18 protein-coding genes and 1 pseudogene are annotated in these 20,334 nt (G+C 40.2%); 7 read left to right on the top strand and 12 right to left on the bottom strand.

Annotation, left to right across the window (positions count from 1 at the left end; translation table 11 throughout):
• Nucleotides 1-68 precede the first annotated feature (68 nt).
• The 3 genes and pseudogenes from F985_RS22175 to F985_RS22165 all read left to right on the top strand — a co-directional run bounded on the left by F985_RS22175 (nt 69) and on the right by F985_RS22165 (nt 2,464).
• Nucleotides 69-506 (top strand): RrF2 family transcriptional regulator, encoded by a 438-nt coding sequence (locus F985_RS22175; protein ID WP_004705367.1) that lies wholly within the window; start codon nt 69-71, stop codon nt 504-506.
• A gap of 108 nt (nt 507-614) precedes the next feature.
• On the top strand, nt 615-1,391 hold the full coding sequence (gene yihA / locus F985_RS22170) for a ribosome biogenesis GTP-binding protein YihA/YsxC (RefSeq protein WP_004705365.1): 777 nt from the start codon (nt 615-617) through the stop codon (nt 1,389-1,391).
• A 123-nt stretch (nt 1,392-1,514) separates the two neighbouring features.
• A pseudogene (locus tag F985_RS22165) lies at nt 1,515-2,464 on the top strand (metal-dependent hydrolase).
• Nucleotides 2,465-2,507: 43 nt separating this feature from the next.
• On the opposite strand, the gene F985_RS22160 reads toward F985_RS22165, so the two are convergent.
• Entirely contained in the window at nt 2,508-3,773 is a 1,266-nt protein-coding gene (locus tag F985_RS22160; protein ID WP_031944580.1) for a dicarboxylate/amino acid:cation symporter, read from the bottom strand.
• Between the two features lie 106 nt (nt 3,774-3,879).
• The gene (locus F985_RS22155) at nt 3,880-4,752 is read right to left on the bottom strand and encodes an acyl-CoA thioesterase (protein ID WP_004705360.1); all 873 of its coding nucleotides are present in this window, start codon (nt 4,750-4,752) and stop codon (nt 3,880-3,882) included.
• A gap of 275 nt (nt 4,753-5,027) precedes the next feature.
• Between F985_RS22155 and plsB the strand changes: the two genes are divergently transcribed.
• A complete protein-coding gene (gene plsB, locus F985_RS22150; RefSeq protein ID WP_004705358.1) occupies nt 5,028-7,601 on the top strand; it encodes a glycerol-3-phosphate 1-O-acyltransferase PlsB in 2,574 nt (857 codons plus the stop codon).
• Between the two features lie 42 nt (nt 7,602-7,643).
• Here the strand turns inward: plsB and F985_RS22145 are convergent, their stop codons facing one another.
• A complete protein-coding gene (locus F985_RS22145) occupies nt 7,644-8,630 on the bottom strand; it encodes a putative solute-binding protein (protein WP_025469243.1) in 987 nt (328 codons plus the stop codon).
• Nucleotides 8,631-8,697: 67 nt separating this feature from the next.
• Nucleotides 8,698-9,525, bottom strand: a complete 828-nt coding sequence (locus tag F985_RS22140; RefSeq protein ID WP_004705354.1) for an NAD-dependent epimerase/dehydratase family protein — start codon at nt 9,523-9,525, stop codon at nt 8,698-8,700.
• Nucleotides 9,526-9,545: 20 nt separating this feature from the next.
• Between F985_RS22140 and recG the strand changes: the two genes are divergently transcribed.
• Entirely contained in the window at nt 9,546-11,591 is a 2,046-nt protein-coding gene (gene recG / locus F985_RS22135) for an ATP-dependent DNA helicase RecG (protein WP_004705351.1), read from the top strand.
• Entirely contained in the window at nt 11,584-12,219 is a 636-nt protein-coding gene (locus F985_RS22130) for a ComF family protein (protein WP_004705349.1), read from the top strand. Before recG ends, F985_RS22130 begins: the two co-directional genes overlap by 8 nt.
• Before the next feature lie 5 nt (nt 12,220-12,224).
• On the opposite strand, the gene F985_RS22125 is transcribed toward F985_RS22130, so the two are convergent.
• Both F985_RS22125 and F985_RS22120 read right to left on the bottom strand, forming a co-directional pair.
• Complete coding sequence (locus tag F985_RS22125) at nt 12,225-12,623, bottom strand: NUDIX hydrolase (protein ID WP_004705348.1); 399 nt, start codon at nt 12,621-12,623, stop codon at nt 12,225-12,227.
• Nucleotides 12,624-12,637: 14 nt separating this feature from the next.
• The gene (locus F985_RS22120; RefSeq protein WP_004705346.1) at nt 12,638-13,219 is read right to left on the bottom strand and encodes an LOG family protein; all 582 of its coding nucleotides are present in this window, start codon (nt 13,217-13,219) and stop codon (nt 12,638-12,640) included.
• A 157-nt stretch (nt 13,220-13,376) separates the two neighbouring features.
• On the opposite strand from F985_RS22120, the gene F985_RS22115 reads away from it, so the two are divergent.
• Nucleotides 13,377-14,390, top strand: a complete 1,014-nt coding sequence (locus tag F985_RS22115) for a magnesium and cobalt transport protein CorA (protein WP_004705344.1) — start codon at nt 13,377-13,379, stop codon at nt 14,388-14,390.
• A gap of 74 nt (nt 14,391-14,464) precedes the next feature.
• Here the strand turns inward: F985_RS22115 and F985_RS22110 are convergent, their stop codons facing one another.
• From F985_RS22110 to F985_RS22085, 6 genes are all read right to left on the bottom strand, one after another.
• Entirely contained in the window at nt 14,465-14,752 is a 288-nt protein-coding gene (locus F985_RS22110) for an STAS domain-containing protein (RefSeq protein WP_004705343.1), read from the bottom strand.
• Nucleotides 14,753-14,763: 11 nt separating this feature from the next.
• Complete coding sequence (locus F985_RS22105) at nt 14,764-15,405, bottom strand: MlaC/ttg2D family ABC transporter substrate-binding protein (RefSeq protein WP_004705342.1); 642 nt, start codon at nt 15,403-15,405, stop codon at nt 14,764-14,766.
• 26 nt (nt 15,406-15,431) lie between these two features.
• Nucleotides 15,432-16,115 (bottom strand): outer membrane lipid asymmetry maintenance protein MlaD, encoded by a 684-nt coding sequence (gene mlaD / locus F985_RS22100; RefSeq protein WP_004705341.1) that lies wholly within the window; start codon nt 16,113-16,115, stop codon nt 15,432-15,434.
• Nucleotides 16,115-16,891: a lipid asymmetry maintenance ABC transporter permease subunit MlaE gene (mlaE, locus tag F985_RS22095; protein WP_004705340.1), complete on the bottom strand. Its 777-nt coding sequence runs from the start codon at nt 16,889-16,891 to the stop codon at nt 16,115-16,117. The genes mlaD and mlaE overlap by 1 nt, the downstream gene beginning before the upstream one ends.
• A complete protein-coding gene (locus F985_RS22090; RefSeq protein ID WP_004705339.1) occupies nt 16,888-17,706 on the bottom strand; it encodes an ABC transporter ATP-binding protein in 819 nt (272 codons plus the stop codon). Before F985_RS22090 ends, mlaE begins: the two co-directional genes overlap by 4 nt.
• A 404-nt stretch (nt 17,707-18,110) precedes the next feature.
• Entirely contained in the window at nt 18,111-19,979 is a 1,869-nt protein-coding gene (locus F985_RS22085) for a DEAD/DEAH box helicase (RefSeq protein WP_004705338.1), read from the bottom strand.
• Between the last annotated feature and the right edge of the window lie 355 nt (nt 19,980-20,334).

Raw genomic sequence — 20,334 nt, 5'->3', positions numbered from 1 at the left:
TGAAAGTTTTCTTCTTTAGACTTTCAGGCTAAGATGATCGTCCGTCAACCTTTAGTTTTTTGGTGATCATGCAACTTAATAAATTTACCGATTATGCTTTACGAATATTAATGTACGTCGCTCGCCCAAGTGATGCACCGTATACGATTGCAGAAATCGCGAAAGATTTGCATGTTTCGCAAAACCATCTAGTTAAAGTTGTTCATTTCATGGGCAAGCAAGAATGGATTATTACCATTCGCGGCAAAGGTGGAGGAATTCGCTTAAATCCTAATGCACTAAACTCAAATTTGGGTGCAATTGTTCGTATATTACAGGGTGATAACCAAATCGTTGAATGCAATACACCACCATGTGTTTTACGCTCTCATTGTGGCTTAAAAGGAATTCTCGATCAGGCTTTAGAAAGTTTTTATCAAAGCTTAGACCAGTACACACTTGGAGAAGTCTTACAAAAGCCGAAATCTGCTTCAAATACCTCTCAGATAGACTTTTTGGAAATCTAAACTTCGTAATTCTATTTATCTTTACAAGCAGGCTTACTGAAAATTAGCAAGAATAACCAAGCTCCTTTATACTAGGCGCGAGCCCTCTCATTTAAAAAGTTATTTTTTATGCGTCGTAGTGAAAAATCGAAAGACACCAAAGCCAGACTCGCACCCAAGCAAAAGATCAGTTATGAAAAGAAACCAGATCCAGCGATCACGGAATATGCCGTACAATCCCTGAACTGGTTACGCCAAGCTGAGTTTTTAATGAGTGCACCTAAATTGGCACTTTGTGTTGAAGATAGTGGCTACGAGATTGCTTTTGCAGGACGCTCAAATGCTGGTAAGTCTAGTGCTATTAATGCCTTAACCAACAAAAAACAACTTGCACGTGCCTCAAAAAAACCAGGCCGCACTCAGATGATTAACTTCTTCAGCCTAGGTAATCCTGATCAACGCCTAGTTGACCTTCCTGGTTATGGTTATGCTGCCGTACCAGAGGACATGAAACGTGTATGGCAAAAAGAATTAGAGAACTATCTAATCCATCGTAAAAGCTTACAAGGATTAGTTTTACTTATGGATATTCGCCACCCTTTACAGCACTTTGACATGATGATGTTAGAGTGGGCTTATTCACGCCATCTATTTGTACATATTCTTTTAACTAAAGCAGACAAACTTAATCGCGGCCCAGCAAACAAAGTCTTGCTTGAAGTTAAACAACAACTAAAAAAAATGAAGCTTGATTTCTCGATTCAGCTTTTCTCTTCATTGAACAAACTAGGCTTAGAAGAACTCGCCAGTGTAATGGCTGGACGCTTACATTTTACGCTTGATCAAGAGCTAGAATTTGACGTTGATGCGATTCCTGAAGCAAGCAATGAGGATGCTGAAGAGTAAATCGTCATAACAGATACAATTTCTTTATCAAATTTATATTCAAATGGCCCCTATTGCTAAACACAAATGCAGGGGCTTTTTTTATACTCGTTATAACTTCATCGAGTTAAAAATCAGGACTAAATGATGAAATTGCTATCTTTTTTGAAGAATAAGGCTTTAGGTTCTTCTATGATTATAAAATTCTTCCACGCAAGGTGAAATTTGATTGGAAAGACACTCCTGTAGACTGGATTCCAAACCAACCGTTTGCAAGTTACTTTATTAATGAAATTAATAATATCTTGCCTGCTGGAGAGTTCTGGTTCTGCCGTTTATATAACAAAGTTTTACCTCGCATTACCGATGAAAAACTTAAACAGGACGTTCAAGCATTTATTCGCCAAGAGGCTATGCATGCAAATGCACATACTTCTGCCAATAAAGAATATTTAAGTGCACGTAATATTGATATCCAGAGAAATCTGGACATTATGAATTATCTATTTACCACTGCCCTGGCAGATAAACCTTTTGATAAAGAAGTTCCTCAGTTCTTGCAGGAACAATGGGATTTATTTCGTTTAGGTGTTATTGCAACTGTTGAACATATGACCTGTGTACTCGGTAAATATGCGCTTTATAACAACCGTTGGGAGGAACTAGGTGCAGATCCTGAAATGGTCGATCTGGTTAAATGGCATGGTTCTGAAGAAATTGAACATCGCACAGTAGCCTTTGATTTATATCGTCATCTTGGTGGCGGATATATTCCACGTTACTATTTAAGCCTTGCAGTTATTACCCTTGTGCTGGGATTATGGGTAGATGGCGCAGCACATATCATGAAGCAAGATCCTCGCTTTGCCGATGCTGCCAAATCTAAATTTTTTCCAGCTTGGGTTGCTGTAGAGTGGTATAAGATTAGCCGTAAGGATAATCAGGTATTACCAAATCCGTTTTGGCTTATTGCTCAGCAAATTGATTACCTCATGCCTTGGTATGATCCAGTTAAAGAAGGTAGCACTGAAGATGCGGTAAGTTATTTATCTCAATCTCCAGCAGCAAAAAGAGCCGAGCTACAAGCCGCTTAAAAATAAAAAAGCAGGATATAAATCCTGCTTTTTTATTGAGTGATCAGATACTGATATCTTTCTCTTTGGTATATCGATCTACAACCACACTAATCATCATATCGCCCTGCACATTTACCACTGTTCTTACTGTATCGAGCAACCGGTCGATTGGAAGTAAAATAGCAATTGCTTCGGCTGGTAGACCAACAGACTGCAATACCATAATCATGGTGACCATACCTGCACTCGGAATTCCCGGTGCTCCAAGTGATGCAATCATCGCAGTTAAACACACAACAATTTGCTGGGTTAGGTTTAAGTCTAGTCCAACTAAATTTGCAACAAAGAGCGCAGCGGCAGCTTCATATAAAGCTGTACCATCCATGTTAAGCTGCGAGCCTAGTGGAATAACAAAACCTGCTGTTTGAGGACGAACACCTAAATTTTCCTGCGTACATTTCATACTCAGTGGCATCGTTGCCGAACTAGAACTTGTTGCAAATGCAGTAATTAAGGCTGTACGTGTACCTTTAAAAAAAGTCCAAGGACTCATACGACCAACAATCCAAAGCAGTAATGGCAAAACAACAGCACCATGAAAAATAGTGGTTCCAGTTACCACAACAGCAAACTCTGCCAAGCGACTTAATACTGAAATATCTTCTGTCGCCATTAATTTAGCAAGTAATGCAAAAATTCCTAATGGTGCCAGTTTCATGACCCATCCAACCAGCATCATCATCATTTCAAAAAACTGATGACTCAATAAACGAATACTCTTAAAGCGCTCACCACCTTGAACCAGTGCAAAACCGACAAATAGTGCAAATACCACAACAGCTAAAACATTGCCGTCGCTAAATGCTTTAAAGGGATTAATTAAAGTATTTTGAATAAAGTTAGTAAAGAAAGTTGCTGGGTTTAAACTATCTGGTGCTTGATAGCTTTGCATTGATGCCTGAAAAATTGAAATATCCACGCCTCGGCCCACCTCAAATAAATGAGCACAGCCAATACCCAAAATTAAGGCCAATGTGGTGGTGGTGATAAAACATAGAAAAGTGATTTTCCAAACTGGACCTAGCTGCCCGCCTGCCTGTAAATTTGAAACTCCAACTACAATCGAGCTAAAAATTAATGGCACTAACAACATTTTGAGTAGCCCAATAAAAACACTACTCAATATACCCAAGCCATATAAACTATGCTTTACAAAAGCAGTATCAGGATACATGGTGAGTAGGAAGCCAAAGGCTAAACCTAAAATCGCGGCAATCAGAATTTGTGTATTTAAGTTCATATCAACATTATTTTTTTCAGTAGGCAATACTTTTGCAAATATGACATGAGCTTGATTTTCATTCGAGCAATTTTTTGTCACATGCCTTGAATTAAAAATAAAAAAGCCATCTTTTTAGATGGCTCATTATTAATTATTGAGTTTCAATTTCCCGCAAACGTATCAAACCCTCTTGCACCGTACTACAAACGAGCTGCCCATTTTGCCACATACGGCCAAAGTTTAGACCGCGAGAAGCTGCGCTCACTGTGGCTTCCATGTCATAAAGCATCCATTCATCAGCTCGAAGTGGGCGATGAAAATAAATGGCATGATCAATACTGGCACACTGCAAACTTGGAGAAATATAGCTTAAACCATGAGGTCTTAAAGCCGTAGTCATTAAAGTAAAATCTGAATAGAACGCCACAATTGCTTGATGTAAAGCAATGTCATCTAGCTGTTTTGGAATACGATCATGAGTACGAATATAGTGCGCATTAAACGGTGCTTCTGGCTGAGGCTGAAATGGATTGACTGGATCAATCGGACGAATTTCAACATGACGCTCACGCATGAAACTTGCACGGACATTCTCTGGTACAAAATTAAGAATACCTTCTTTCAGTTCACTTTCTGACTTTAACGTCTCAGGAGCTGGGTATTCTGGTTCTGAATGTTGGTAGTTCAAGCCTTCTTCAGGGTTCGCGAAAGACACCATTGCAGAGAAAATAACTCGACCATGCTGGATTGCCCGAACTTGACGGCTAACAAAGCTTTTCCCATCACGCAAACGATCTACTTCATAGATGATTGGAGCATTAATGTCGCCACCATATAAAAAGTAAGCATGCATAGAATGCGCAGGACGGTCGGTTGTATAAGAGGCAGCACGTAAAGCCTGACCTAGAACCTGACCTCCAAAAACACGTTTACCGACCAAATTACGGCTAATTCCACGGTAAATATTTTCTTCAAGCTTTTCTAAAGTGAGCAGCTCAACCAGTTCTTGGGTTAACGCATTCATGAGAGATACCTTCATATTGCAGGCAAAATTGGTATTAAAAGACAGATGTGTAGAATCTATTGTGCCATAAAAAACTATTTGTACATGGAACAATCAGTCAACTTCTGACGAACATTGCCCTTAAAACAGCTAAAAATACGATTTTTAACGATAAAAAATGCCAAAAGCATTATAATTTATAAGAAAGTAGCATATTGTTTTTTTTAATAAATGCCTCAAAATAATTACCCTCTGCATTTGGTGCCGGGATTTGTCTTTAAGAAGTAGGAGTTCTTATGTCCAAGAGTGGGTTTGGTCAAATGTATCGTCGGCTTTCGAGTAAGCTACTTGACCTCGTGGTAACACCACATGTTCTTGGGGAAGTTCCTACTGAACCAGTATCAGAAACAACGGAAACTGAAGCAAAGACTGAGCGCCAAAAAGTGGTGTGCTATGTCTTACAAAACCATTCTCGCAGCAATGCTTTAGTGGTGGATGGGGAAACTCGCCGTTTAAATTTAAAGCCAGCATTAGATCCGTTAGTGATCGGTTCTCATCAGGAAAAAGCATCAGTTTTATTTTTACAGCATAATGATGAAAATAACCTGTTAAATCCCCCTCCCCATGCTTTTCCTCCGCGCTTAATTAAACTGATTGAAGTTTTACAGGCAAATCCTGAGCTCGATATAGAACTGGTTCCAGTAACCGTTTTATGGGGCCGCTCTCCAGATAAAGAAGACTCTTGGTTCAAGCTCTTGTTCTCAGATACATGGGCAACACCAAGTACAGTTAAGCAGCTTGTGAATATCGGTTTACATGGTCGCCAATCTTATTTGGAGTTCCATGAACCACAGTCGTTACGTGATCTTGTTGAATATGCTCAACAGCATTATCCAAACCTTTCACCAGCGACTTATATTGTTAGTACCTTAAATGACTATCTTGACCGTCAACGTGAAGTGGTTTTAGGCCCTGACTTATCAGATCGTCGCAATGTCATGCAGTCAGTTGTAAAGTCTCGTGACGTGCAAGAGGCTATTCGACGCGAGAGTATTCGCGGCAAAATTAGCATGCTCGAAGCAGAACGTCGTGCGATTGGTTATGTCAATGAAATCGTATCTGACTATTCACACTCAGCAGTCCGCTTTGCAGATTTAGCATTAACACGCCTATGGACTCAGCTTTATGACGGCGTAGAGGTTCACAACTTTAGTACGGTTCGTGAACTCGCGAAAGATTACGAAATTGTTTATACACCGTGTCATCGCAGCCATATTGACTACCTATTATTGTCTTATGTGATTTATAGACGTGGCCTAATGGTTCCGTATATTGCTGCTGGTGACAACTTAAACTTGCCTTTCGTGGGTCAGCTTTTACGTGGTGGTGGTGCTTTCTTTATTCGCCGCTCTTTCCGTGGTAATGGTCTTTATACAACTGTATTTAAAGAATATTTATACAGCATTCTTTCTCGCAATACGCCACTTGAATACTTTATTGAAGGTGGTCGTTCGCGTACAGGTCGTTTATTACCACCGAAAACCGGTATGCTTGCCATGACGGTTCATAGTCATTTACGTGGCCGTACAAAGCCAATTGTATTTGTACCAACTTATATTGGTTATGAACGCTTGATGGAAGGTTCGACTTACGTTGGCGAAATGCAAGGTAAGCCAAAAGAAGCTGAATCTATTTTTGGTATTGTTAAAACATTACGAAAAATTGAACGCATTTTCGGTAAGGTACACGTTAACTTTGGTGAACCCGTTTTTCTTGATGATTTGCTTAAACAGCATAATGCAGAAAATGTCTATATCGAGAAAAACGACGACCCAATTCCTCAAGCCGTTTCAGATGCTGTAAATAGCTCTGCACATGCAATTTTAGAAAATATTAACCGTGCGGTAGTCATTAACCCGGTTTCTTTACTCTCAATTATTTTGCTTGCTACTCCAAAGCATACTCTTGATGAAGAAATCTGTATTAAGCAGCTTGAAGCTTACCGCAATTTAGCATCAAATTTCCCATACGATCAGCGTACAGAAGTAACGCCACTATCTGGCAAGGAAATTATTGCTTACGGCTTAAAGCTAAAATTAATTAAGCGTGTACAGCATGCACTGGGCGATATTATTGCGATTGAAGATAACCAAGCAGTTCTGCTTACATACTTCCGTAATAACATTTTGCATGCTTTCGTTTTACCTTCGTTGGTTGCATCGCTTGTTGAGCATAACGGTAAAATCAGTCGTGCTGATTTAAGTAATGTCATCTATACGCTTTATCCATTCTTAAAAGCTGAACTATTCCTTAAGTGGCAAAGCAGTGAGCTTAAAGAACAGATTGAACAATATGCAGATGCATTGGTTCAATCAAACCTTATTCATCAAGATGAAGAAGGTAACTTGATTAGCTCTGCACCAAACACTGAAGAGCACAATCAACTTGTTGTATTGGCAACACCTGTTAAGCAAAGTCTTGAACGTTATTACATGACTTTAGCTTTAATTACTCAGCGCGGTTCAGGCAATATTTCAGCAAAACAAGTTGAAGAATTAAGTCATTTGTTAGGTCAACGCTTGTCTGTTCTTTACGAGTTTAATTCTCCAGAGTTCTTTGACAAAGCATTGTTCCAAAGCTTTATTAAAGTTTTAACTCAGCAAAATTACATCCGTACTAATGATCAAGGCCAGATTGAGTTTGACGATAATTTCCGTCAAATGGCAGCAGGCGCACAGTTAGTACTTGATGAAGTAACATTGCAGATGTTGCAGCACATCACGACCTTTACTGATGAAGAACTAAAAGAAGCACTTGAAGCAATGGCCTCTCAACAAGCGAAACGTCGTTTAAAACGTAAAAAATCTTAAAGTTTGACTCAAAATAAAAGGCAACTTAAGTTGCCTTTTATTTTATCGAGGCATTGAACACTCGAAGTAACGTGGATCATCAATACAGCGTAAGCGCTTCATCAATTCAACAAAGTAAGCATCGTAATATCCAGAACGCACATATTGATTGCGTATTTTGGCTACCATAATGTCGTAGCTCTGCTTTTCGTAAAAAGAAACATCTACCCAATAATAGGCAGGTAAATGGTTTTCCCACTGTATCGCTCGATTCGTTAATAATTGGCTATTTTGCACAAACCAAGAACGAATTTTTCGGCCAAAATTGGCAGGATACGATTTAGGCTTAACAATTAGATTTACCCCAAAATAAGCCAATGGAAAGTTAATCACCTGAGTGTCTGGCCCAAAATCTTTCTGCAAGTTATATGGTAAAAGCCCATAAATCGGTGCAGGCATAATATCGATTTTGTTTTGCTGGAACTGAGTGATCGCATTGGATAAATCAACATAGACTGGCTGAGCACCTACACTTCTCACCAACGCCTGCTGTGGCGGATTATTGGCTAATACACCGACTCGTTGACCTCTAAGCTGTGCCACTTTCGATATTTTTTTGTTTTTCATGACCATATAGGCAGTTCCTACGGGAATCATACCAACTACTTCATAGTCTTGATTAATGAGTTTTTTCTCAATTGTCGGGTGATTTAAAAGCTGCAATAAATTTCGGGCAGTCCTGTTATTAGGTATAAGGCCAATCCCAGAGCTACTTCCCATAAAATGATTGTATTGATACGTATTAAAGTTACTAGCTGCTAAACCTGAACATTTACCATCGTCAAAAGCTTGAATGGCTTGCTGCTCTTTTTGATAGCTGACAACTTTGAATTTGACATTATATTGCTGAGCATATAATCGGATGTCATTTAAACGACGCGTTATATCCCCTTGGGTGCCCATAGGATCATATGTACACCACAACTGATCCTCTGCCCAACTCGCAACAGACGTTGCACTCAAAATAAGCGCTAAATAAAATTTCTTCACTTTCAACATTTTTATCTTTATCGGCAATTCATTTGCCTCTTCAGGTATTTCTATTGTTATTTAAAGTTTAGTCTAAATTTTGATTTGTACCATGAGCATTTAAACACAATAAATAGTCATTAAAGCAAATTGGGTGTTCAAGTTGAAAACCTGTTTCAAATAAGTGTTTCGCATATATTTTTTTACCTGAAACATGAGCTGAATCTAAAGTAAGCAGCGGTAAGTCTAACTGACTCTGAAACCAAAGGATGACTTCATGTAATGGTACAGGGGCATTATTGGCAACAAGATAACTCTTATGCGGTTTTTCATAATCGGCTAAAAATGCTAAAAATCTTGCCAAGTCATCAATATGAATACGATTACTATAGTGAATATTTGGATAGGTTTGTGTGTTTTCAGCCATTCGTTTTAATCGATCAACCGAAGCACCATAAATTCCTGTGGGACGTACAATCACGCATTGAGCTGGAAAGTATTTCTGCCAAAGCAATTCCATATTATGAAGAATATGTCCTTGAGCATCATTCGGGTGAATCTGACTATCATCATCAATCGTTTCACCAGAATTTTCACCATATACCCGCGTAGATGACACCACAATTAATCTTTTGACTGGATGTGATTTTAAGGCCTGTCGAATAGGCTCAATACTATCCACGTAAGTATGATGATAACCTTGAACTGTACTATCGTCTGGAGAAAGCAAAATATAAACTACATCTACAGGTGCAATTTCACTTAAATCGAGCGTAAAAATATCCTGTATGAGGTGTGTCCCGTAAGGATCTATTTTTTCACTACGGCTAATTGTGGTAATTTGATGTCCTGTCTCAAATAGTTGTTTAGCAACACGCTGAGATGTTTTACCATAACCGATAAATAATATATGCATAGAGAACTCGTTGAGGGGACATGACTTCAGTCCATCAGTTACAAGGCGTTGGATCGGCTTCAGCAGCCCTACTCGAAAAACTAAATATTTTTACCACAGATGATTTACTGTTTCATCTGCCCCGTGATTATGAAGATCGCAGTACCATTATTCCTATGAATCAGTTGGTGGTTGGTCGTAGTTATTTACTTGAGGGTGAAGTCAAATCTGTTGATTTCCCTCCTGGTAAACGTAAATCTATGGCTGCATTAATACAAGATGAATTTGGTAAGGTGACTTTCCGTTTTTATCATATTTATAAAAACTTAACCGATAAAATAAAACCTGGTAACCGTTTACGTATTTTTGGTGAAGTTCGCGTAGGTGCACGAGGACTTGAGCTTTATCATCCAGAAATTCAGCTCATTAATGAACACACGCCTCTGCCAAAAACGCAGCTCACAGCAATTTACCCGAGTACTGATGGATTAACACAACCTAAATTACGCGAATATGTTAAACAGGCGTTGAAGCATCATAGTGATGCCTTACCCGAGTTGCTCCCTAAGCAGTATACAAATGGATACGCGCTCAAAGAAGCATTACATTATATTCATGAGCCACCTGTCGATGCCAATATGCTTCAGTTGGCCGAAGGATCTCACCCCGCACAGCAACGTCTTATTTTTGAAGAATTGGTCGCACACCAAATTAGCCTTCTCACACGACGGGCCTATATTCGTCAAATTGCCTCACCCGCTTTCCCAAGTAGTAAGGTACTAGCAAAAAAACTGTTAGAAGCCTTACCTTTTCAAATGACCAATGCACAAAAGCGTGTATCCAAAGAAATTTTAAGCGACTTAAAACAACACCAACCTATGCTACGTTTAGTACAAGGTGACGTGGGTGCAGGGAAAACTTTAGTTGCTGCAGTTGCTGCATGTCATGCCTTAGAAGCAGATTGGCAAGTTGCATTAATGGCACCTACCGAAATTTTGGCAGAGCAGCATTATTTAAATTTTAAACGTTGGTTTGAACCTTTAGGCATTACGGTAGCTTGGTTATCTGGCAAACAAAAAGGTAAAGCGCGAGCACAGGCTGAACAACAAATTAAAGAAGGTCATGCCGAACTGATTGTAGGTACTCATGCCTTATTTCAGGATAATGTTGAGTTTGCAAAGTTAGGGCTTGTGATTATTGATGAGCAGCATCGTTTTGGGGTAGACCAACGGTTAGCTCTACGCAATAAAGGTGCTGAACAACTTACTCCACATCAATTGGTCATGACTGCAACGCCAATTCCTAGAACATTAGCAATGAGTGCTTATGGCGATTTAGACACATCCATTATTGATGAATTACCACCAGGTCGTACACCAATTCAGACAGTCACGATTCCGCTAGACCGTCGTGAAGAAGTGCTAAATCGAATTGCTACAAATTGTCGAGAAGGCAAACAAGCTTACTGGGTATGTACTCTGGTTGAACAGTCCGAAACTTTAGATGCCCAAGCCGCGGAAGCTACCTATCAAGAAATGAGAGAGCGCTTTCCTGAACTTAATATCGGTTTGGTTCATGGCAAAATGAAAGCTGATGAAAAGCAATCTGTTATGCAAGCATTTAAAAATAACGAACTACAGCTCTTAATTGCCACAACTGTCATTGAGGTTGGGGTAGATGTACCCAACGCTTCGATTATGGTTATTGAAAATGCTGAGCGTTTAGGCCTTTCACAGCTACACCAATTACGTGGTCGTGTCGGACGAGGTGCAAAGGCTAGTTTTTGTGTTCTTCTTTATAAACCACCACTTTCACAAAATGGGCAAGAAAGACTTTCGATTTTAAGAGAAAGTAACGATGGCTTTGTGATTGCAGAAAAAGACCTTGAACTAAGAGGTCCGGGTGAATTATTAGGAACAAAACAAACAGGTGACATGGGGTTTAGAGTCGCACGTTTAGAACGAGATGATCATTTACTGAGTCAAGCGCATTATGTTGCACAACAGGTTCTAAAAGACTATCCACAACAAGCTGATGCCCTCTTGAAACGCTGGCTACCTGAAGCACCCCGATACGCTTATGTTTAAGTTGTTCAATCCTCAATATCCTTTTCAGTTATTGTCCCCTTGCCTGTTATGTGAAATAGGAACGCGGGGTAAGCACTCGCTTTGTAAAGAATGTTGGGAACAACTACCATGGCTTAAGCAGGCAGTTCAGCGTAATGATCTATCTGTTCTTGTGGCCTGTCATTATGCCTATCCAATTAACCGCATAATTCAGCAGTTTAAATATGAACAGAAATTACATTACCAAACCCTACTTGCTGAAATTTTACAGCAATTAAAATTTCCTAAGGTACAAGCCATAGTACCGATGCCCATTTCTAAAGAGCGTCTAACGGAGCGAGGTTTTAATCAATCATTATTACTTGCCAAGCTTCTAAGTAAACAATTAAGAATACCCGTTTGGCAGCCTGTCCAACGCCTCAATGAGCGTTCACAAAAAGGATTATCTCGACTCGAAAGATTTGAAAATATTGAACAGCAATTTGTTGCGATACCTCAAGAAAAACGGCGCTACCGTCGTGTGCTGATTATTGATGATGTGATCACAACAGGAAGTTCAATTTCCGCTTTAAGTCTAGTGCTAAAACAGCTAGGGTGCACATCTATTTATGCAAACTGCCTAGCTGCTGCCTCATCTACATCATATTAAAATTATTAAATTGCAGATAAGTTTTGCTCACACCATGGAATTACTATTTCTTTGGTTAATGGCGCAAGTTTAGTTTCGGAATCATTAAATTTTATCCACTTCATTTCAGCAATTTCGGCTGCAATTTGTGGAGACTGTTTTAATCGAACCAAATATAAATGGCTAATCAGCGTATGATCTGGCTCATTAGCAGCTGCTGTCTCAAACTGTCCTATAAACTGCTCTATTACACAAGAGCTGCCAACTTCTTCCAGAATTTCACGTTGTATGGCTGTTTCCGGAGCCTCATTCGGCTCCAGCTTACCGCCTACTTGCATAAAAGCTTGTGTATCACGCTTTCTAACCAGTAATAATTCATTGTGCTCATTTAAGATCACCGCAGCGGCGACCGTAATTATTTTCACCGATTTAACCTCGTTTATGGTTGAACATCTGCATTAGCCCATTTTGGAGCTGGTGGTTGATATTGTTCAAATTGTTGAAGAATATCCTCAATTTTATCCGAAGCGATCAATTTATCAGCGAACCGTGCCTGACTAAAACCTTTATCTACAGTTCCTTGAACCATTTTAAGCAAATCTTCATAAAAGCCCGCTACATTTAGAAAAGCACACGGCTTTTGATGAATACCTAATTGTGCCCATGTCCATTGTTCAAAGATTTCTTCCAATGTACCTGCCCCACCTGGTAACGCAATAAAACCGTCCGACAGATCTGCCATTTTGGTCTTACGCTCATGCATATTCTCGACGACATATAACTTTGTCAGTCCGGGATGAGCTAACTCGCGATCGACTAAAGCACGAGGAATGACGCCAATGACCTGCCCACCGGCTTGCAAAGCACTATCAGCGACAACACCCATCAAACCTGAACGACCACCGCCATAAACGAGAGTTTTACCTTGCTTGGCAATAGTTTGACCGGTTAATTGAGCAATTTGTTGAAAGATTGGGTCTGAACCTAAAGATGAACCACAGAAAATGCAAATTGAATTCATAGTATAAAAACCGTTTTATTGAACTGTCATGCTGACAAACTAGACTATCGACAGAGTTTTTTTTTGCAAAATAGTGTATTGGCAAGTGTTTTTCGGCAAATCCTTGTCTAAAATACACCCATCAATTTCCATCAGACTGCGTGAGGAAAAAAGACACATGCTTGAAGCCTTTTATGCCACAGAACGCGGAAGTCTGGAAGATGCCACCATCAACGGTGGATTTGATCTACATCCCGAATTAGTATGGCTTGATCTAATTGCACCCTCTCAAGAAGAACAACAATGGGTCTTAGATGCCTACGATCAGAACTTACCTACACTAAAGTCCCTAGAAGACATTTCTTCTTCTGCTCGATTCTACCGCGATGATGACGGTATTTTGCATATCAGCACCTATTTTTTAACGAAAAATAAAAATTATCAGGTCGATGGAGATGCTGAAGAGTCATCACATATGCTTGCCATGGTACAAACCGTAGCATTCATTTTACACAAAGATCGCTTATTTACGTTACGCGGTGAAAAGCTCGTCGCGTTTCGTGCATTTCGTGCCCGAGCTCGCCGTAACGACTATGAAATGGATTATAAAGATCCAACTTGGATTTTATTAGGACTGCTTGAAGCAAAGCTAGATGAGCTTGCGGATATCTTAGAAGATATCCACAAGGATCTAGAAAAATACTCCACTGAGGTTCTTAACAACCATCAACGTGAGAAAATTTTAGACCTTGATGACATGATTACCCGCTTGGCGCAACAAGAAGACATGCTTGGAAAAGCACAACTTTGTTTAATTGATTTACGTCGGGTCTTAACGTTTTTATCTCGTCCACGCGCCTTAGGTAGTCACATCTACGATGCAGATATCCGAGAGCTCAGTGAAGATGTCCGCTCACTTGTAGAACATGATGCGTTCTTATTCCAAAAAGTACGATTCTTGCTTGATACAACTTCTGGGTTCATTAACACAGAACAAAACGATACGATTCGTCGATTCTCGATTTTACCAAGTATGTTAGCGCCGCCAATGCTGATCGCGAGTATCTATGGTATGAACACTGAAGTATTGCCTTTTGCTCATGGTAAAAGTAGTTTTATCGCAGTGCTATTAATTATTGTCGGCTTTTTTATTGGCCCTATCATTTACTTCCGCTGGAAAAAATGGATTTAAAGTCTGTTCTTATCCACCCATTCTTTATATAAAAAAAGCACCTAAATTTAGGTGCTTTTTTTATTTTTGCATCATCAGACCAAATGTAGATCTTCTTGCAAATGGCAAGCTTGAATGATTTTCAGCATCTTCTCTGGAACATTTTTAAAATGTAATCCAGACTTCTGTGGAGTCTGACGTAACCATTGAACTAACACAGCCAATGCTAACGTATTACCATGCTCAAGCTGTTTTAAATCAACAATTAGAGGAAAGCTTGTCTGCTTTTTAATAATTGCCAATCCAGCTTGGTATTGTTGTTCAGCATTCTCAAAATCGATTTTGCCTGAAACAATTAACTCTTGGTTAAGATACTGAACCACTCTTCACCTACTTATTTTTGTTTGTTCTGATTAACAGCAGCATCTGCATCTGGTTTAAACGTAGCAATTGCTTTATTTAAATCGCCACCATTACGTTTCACAGTTGCAGCAAACTGGTTGCGGAACTGTAAACCTAAATCAATACCAGAAACATTGATGTTACGGATTTTCCACTGCGAACCTTTGTCAGCCAACTGGAACGACACAGGAATTTTGTCGCCATTATGGTTGAAGTCTAAAGTCACAACAGGGTTTTTACCTGCTGTCTCTTTATAAGGACGCATGGTATAAGTTTGGTTTGTATACTTAGCAAATGCACTACCGTAATTCTCAATTAATGTATTACGGAAGTTTGTCTCAAACTGAGCACGTTGTGCAGCTGTACTATACTGATTAGTCGCATAAGTACCCATCACAATACGTGTGAACGCTTGTGAGTCAACATACGGATCTAAGTTCTGACGTATGATTGTTTTAACTAAAGCAGGGTTGTTTTGCAACTTAGCATGATCTGTTTTTAAACGAGCAATCAAACCATCAGCAACACGCTTAATAAAATCAGGTGGTGCTTCTGAAGGTGCAGCAAAAGCTGTACCTGCGATCATAGTAGACAAAACACTTGCTGTCAGGGTTTGTTTAAACAACTTATTCACCTGGAACCACTCCTTCAAATAATCTCTTACTCAACAAATGACGGCTGTGCGCTGCTGTCAGTACTTGCAGGAGCTTTTTCTTCTGCTGAGGATGATGAACCAGCGGCAACTTTACCTGCGCCACCACCAGTAATAAATTTACTAATTAAATCTTCTAAATCCATCGTTCCTTGGGTATTAGAAATCGTAGCACCACGTTTAAGGTAGTTAAGACCACCACCTGGTACGATTTTTAAATATTTCTCACCCAACAAACCATTGGTTGCAACCATTATATAAGCATCTTCATCAATACTGGTGATGGATGACATGTTACTGATCAGTTGCTGTTCCATTGTTTTTTGTTGCGCTGGAGTCGCTTGGGTATAATCAGAACTATAACGTAATTCGTCTAAAGCATTTTTTTGAACTTCTTTTAACTGTTCAGCATTAAAACTTGTCAGTTTTCCATCAAGGTCAAAAGTTACTGTAGCTAAACGTGTAACTGGATCAAGCGTAATTGAATCAACACGACCAATTGTTACACCGCTCATCGTTACTTTAGCACGAGGCTTAAGTCCGTTAACGTTGTCAAACTGAGCTTTCATCGTGTAGCCATCGCTCAAGTTTGTACCAACTAAACCACTTACTTTCATCGCTAAAAAAAACAAAGCAATACCGAAGATAATGACAAAAATACCTACGGCCAGCTCACTAGTACGTGATTTCATTAAATCCCTCCGAACATGACCGCAGTCAACACGAAATCAAAACCTAAAACACATAATGAAGAATATACAACCGTACGGGTCATCGCTGTCGCAATGCCTTCAGGTGTTGGATCACACGCATACCCTTGGAAAACTGCAATCCATGTACAAAGTAAAGCAAATACAATGCTCTTAATGATGCCATTTACAACATCATGGCCAAATTGCACATTATTTTGCATACCACTCCAGAAGGAGCCTTCATCAACGCCAAGAAAATCAACGCCAACCATTTTGCCGCCAACAATACCAATCGCAGCAAAGATAACGGTTAACATTGGCAAACTGACTATGCCAGCCCAAAGACGTGGTGATACGATTTGCTTTAAAGGATCAACACCAATCATTTCCATACTGGCAAGCTGCTCACTTTGTTTCATTGAACCAATTTCAGCAGTTAATGCAGAACCTGCTCGCCCAGCGAATAGTAAAGCAGCAACAACTGGTGCAAGCTCACGTAGCAAAGTTAAAGACACCATAGTGCCTAGCATTGATTCACTACCCACATTGACCAATATTGAGTAGCCTTGCAGTCCGAGTACCAGACCAATAAATAAACCTGATACCGTAATAATAAGTAAAGACATTACCCCTACACGATGCATTTGATAGACGAAACGCCCAAAACCACCCGATGAAGGTAATGAAAAAATAATCTGTAAGAGCATCAGTGCCGCAACACCAATCCCTCGAATCCGCTCAATAACGAGTCTACCTAACCAGGCAATCGTATTCATGGACGAACCTCGTTATCTAAATAAGCTTGATGGCTAAACTGGTACTCAACCGGACCTTCTGCCGAACCGGTTAAGAACTGTTTTACAAAAGGAGAAGCATATTTTTGCAATTCTTCCGGCGTTCCTTCCCCTTGAATCTTTCCTTCCGCTACGACATAAATGTAATCGGCAATAGATAAGGTTTCGGAAACATCATGCGAAACAATAATGGTGGTTAAATCCAAAGCTTCACGTAACGAACGAATTAGACGAGTTAAAACACCTTTTACAATCGGGTCTTGCCCAGCAAATGGTTCGTCATACATGATTAAATCTGGATCAAGCGCGATTGCACGAGCCAAAGCAACTCGTCGATTCATACCGCCTGATAACTCTGTAGGCATGAGCTGTTCTGTTCCTCGCAGGCCAACAGACTCAAGCTTTAAAGCAACCAGTTCAGCAATCAAATTTTCAGAAAGCTTGGTATGTGCACGGATTGGAAAAGCGACATTTTCATAAACCGACATATCGGTAAATAAAGCGCCACTTTGGAAGAGCATTCCCATACGCGCACGAGCGGCGAACAATTCCTGACGCGACATTTGAGCAATATCTTTACCATCAAGCAAAACTTCACCCTGATCAGGAACAAGTTGTCCACCAATCAAACGCAATAAAGTCGTTTTACCTGTACCAGATGGTCCCATAATGGCCGTAATCTGACCGCGACGTATATTTAAACTAATATTGTCATAAATGACGCGTTCCCCTCGATTAAAACTCAAATTTTTCACTTCAATGAGTGACTGAGTCGAGAGAGGAGTTTTATTATTCATAATGGCAATCATTCCTGCACTTTTATGCCCGCATACTATAACACTGAATTTTGGGAATCTTGTTGTAATTTTGACAAAAGCAAAGACAAGTAAATGTATAAATATAAGTTAGTTTTTGAAGGGAATTTACTGATTGAGCACTTGGAGCTGATCTACAAAATGGCCTGTTAGCAAAGCATAGGCAAAGTAAATCCCATTGCACAAAGCGAGTACAATAAAAAGATATGGCAAACCATGTTGAAGTAATAATTTACTCAACCATGTCAAAGACGCCCTTTTTCGATTACTTTTACGCATTATTACAATTAAATTTGAACCACTTCACACTTTATTATTTTATAGCAAAACTGAAAAATAAAAAAGGCCAGTTTGTTAACTGGCCTTTTTTTAAATCTTTTTAAAGATTAACGGTCGAATTTACGACGCGGTGGTTTATCATCAAAACTACGACGTGGGCGATCTTCACCACCGAAGCTACGTTTTGGACGATCTTCACCACCAAACGATGGACGTTCACCACGTGGTTTGTCATCAAAGCTACGACGTGGCTTATCATTAAAACCACCTTCGCGACGTGGACGATCTGAGTTGAACTCACGACGTGGACGATCTTCGCCACCAAATGACGGACGCTCACCACGTGGCTTGTCATCAAAACTACGACGTGGACGATCTTCACCACCGAAGCTACGTTTTGGACGATCACCAAAACCGCTTTCACGACGTGGTTTATAGTCTACACGGTTACCACGGTTATCATCATTCGAGTCAAAACGCGGTTTATCATTGAAACCACCTTCACGACGTGGGCGATCAGAGTTGAACTCGCGACGTGGACGGTCTTCAAAACCACCTTCACGACGTGGGCGATCTGAATTGAACTCACGACGCGGACGATCTTCGCCACCGAATGGACGATCACCACGTGGCTTGTCATCAAAGCTACGACGTGGACGGTCATCACGACCACCTTCACGACGTTTGAAGTTGCTTTCGCCTTCAAAACGACGACCACCGCCAAAACCACCACCACGACGACCATCACGGCCACCGCCATTGCCGCCACGACCACGACCACCACCATCACGACCTGAACGAGCAGGAGGTGGAGATGGCTCTAAGCCTTCAATTTCAGAAACGCTTAAACGAGCTTCTAAGTATTCTTCAAGTGCACGAATCTTACCGCGTTCACGATAAGTCGCTAAAGTAATCGCTTGACCTGTACGACCAGCACGACCTGTACGACCAATACGGTGTACGTAGTCTTCGTGCTTCATCGGAAGACCAAAGTTAATTACGTGAGAAATAGTCGGTACGTCAAGACCACGAGCAGCAACGTCAGTTGCAACTAAGATCTTCGCACGACCTTCACGGATACTACGTAAACGACGGTTACGAACTGTTTGTGGCATCGCACCGTGAAGTGCAACAACTGAATGACCTGCTTCTGCAAGTTCTTCAGCCAACATATCAGTGTCTTCTTGAGTGCTTGCAAAAACCACAGCTTGATCTAAGTTTTCATCACTTAACCAATGAGTAAGTAATTTTTTCTTATGCTCAAAGCCATCAGTCCAATGCAATGTTTGCGTAATATCTGTATTGGTTGAATGACCAGTTTCAATTGCGATACGCATTGGATCTTTCATCATGCATGCTGCAAGACGAATAATACGATCAGCAAATGTTGCAGAGAACATTAATGTTTGTTTACGGTTAGCCGCTAATTCGCTAATTGCTTCTAAGTCTTCAGAGAAGCCTAGGTCAAGCATACGGTCCGCTTCATCAACAATTAAAGCATCTACTTGGTCTAATTTAATTTGACGACGGTTTACCAAGTCAAGTAAACGACCCGGTGTTGCAACAACAACTTGCGCGCCTTTTAACTGTTGAATTTGTTTAGCAAATGGCATACCACCCATAATTGCAGCAATACGAACACCTTTCATGTGACGTACAAATGCAATTGCATCTTGGCTTACTTGTTGTGCTAATTCACGAGTAGGAGAAATAACCAAAATATTTGGTTGAGTTACAGCTTTCATGCGTTCTTTGAACGGAACGAAAGTTTCTTGACCAGCCAAGTTATTTAATGTCGGCAATAAGAAAGCTGCAGTTTTACCAGAACCAGTCTGGCTAGAAACTAAAAGGTCTTTACCTTCTAAAGCTGCAGGAATAGATTGTTCTTGCACAGGAGTCGGGGTAGTAAAACCTAAACCTTCAAGCGCTTGTTGTAAGGTTTCATGCAAAGAAAATTCGGCAAAAGTTTTGCTCATAGAGAGTTTCACCCTAATGGGTGCTCCATTTTTAATAAGTACAAAATAGACATCGGCACAAAGCGGCAAAGCAAAATTAGCTGAACCTTATATTATTCAGCGGCAATCCGAGTAACGACGATGTGGATTAAACGCACGCTTGATTACGGCCGAACCTGAAGAATCGCTGAGCGATCGGGGCGCAAGAAATGGTCCTCTCTATGGACAGCGTGCGCTTACAATGAATAGAACAGAATGTTCAGGTAATGAACGGAAATTTAAGTGCGTGGGCGGATTATAGCAGAAAGAATTTAAAAGTCATGTGTTTTAATCAACTTTCTCGTTATTTCTATTATTATTTGTATTTTACCGATCA

It is taken from the genome of Acinetobacter seifertii, assembly GCF_000368065.1.
Taxonomy (GTDB): Bacteria; Pseudomonadota; Gammaproteobacteria; order Pseudomonadales; family Moraxellaceae; genus Acinetobacter; species Acinetobacter seifertii.
Note: the sequence above shows the minus strand (reverse complement) of the source record. Positions and strands in the feature narration are given on the sequence as shown.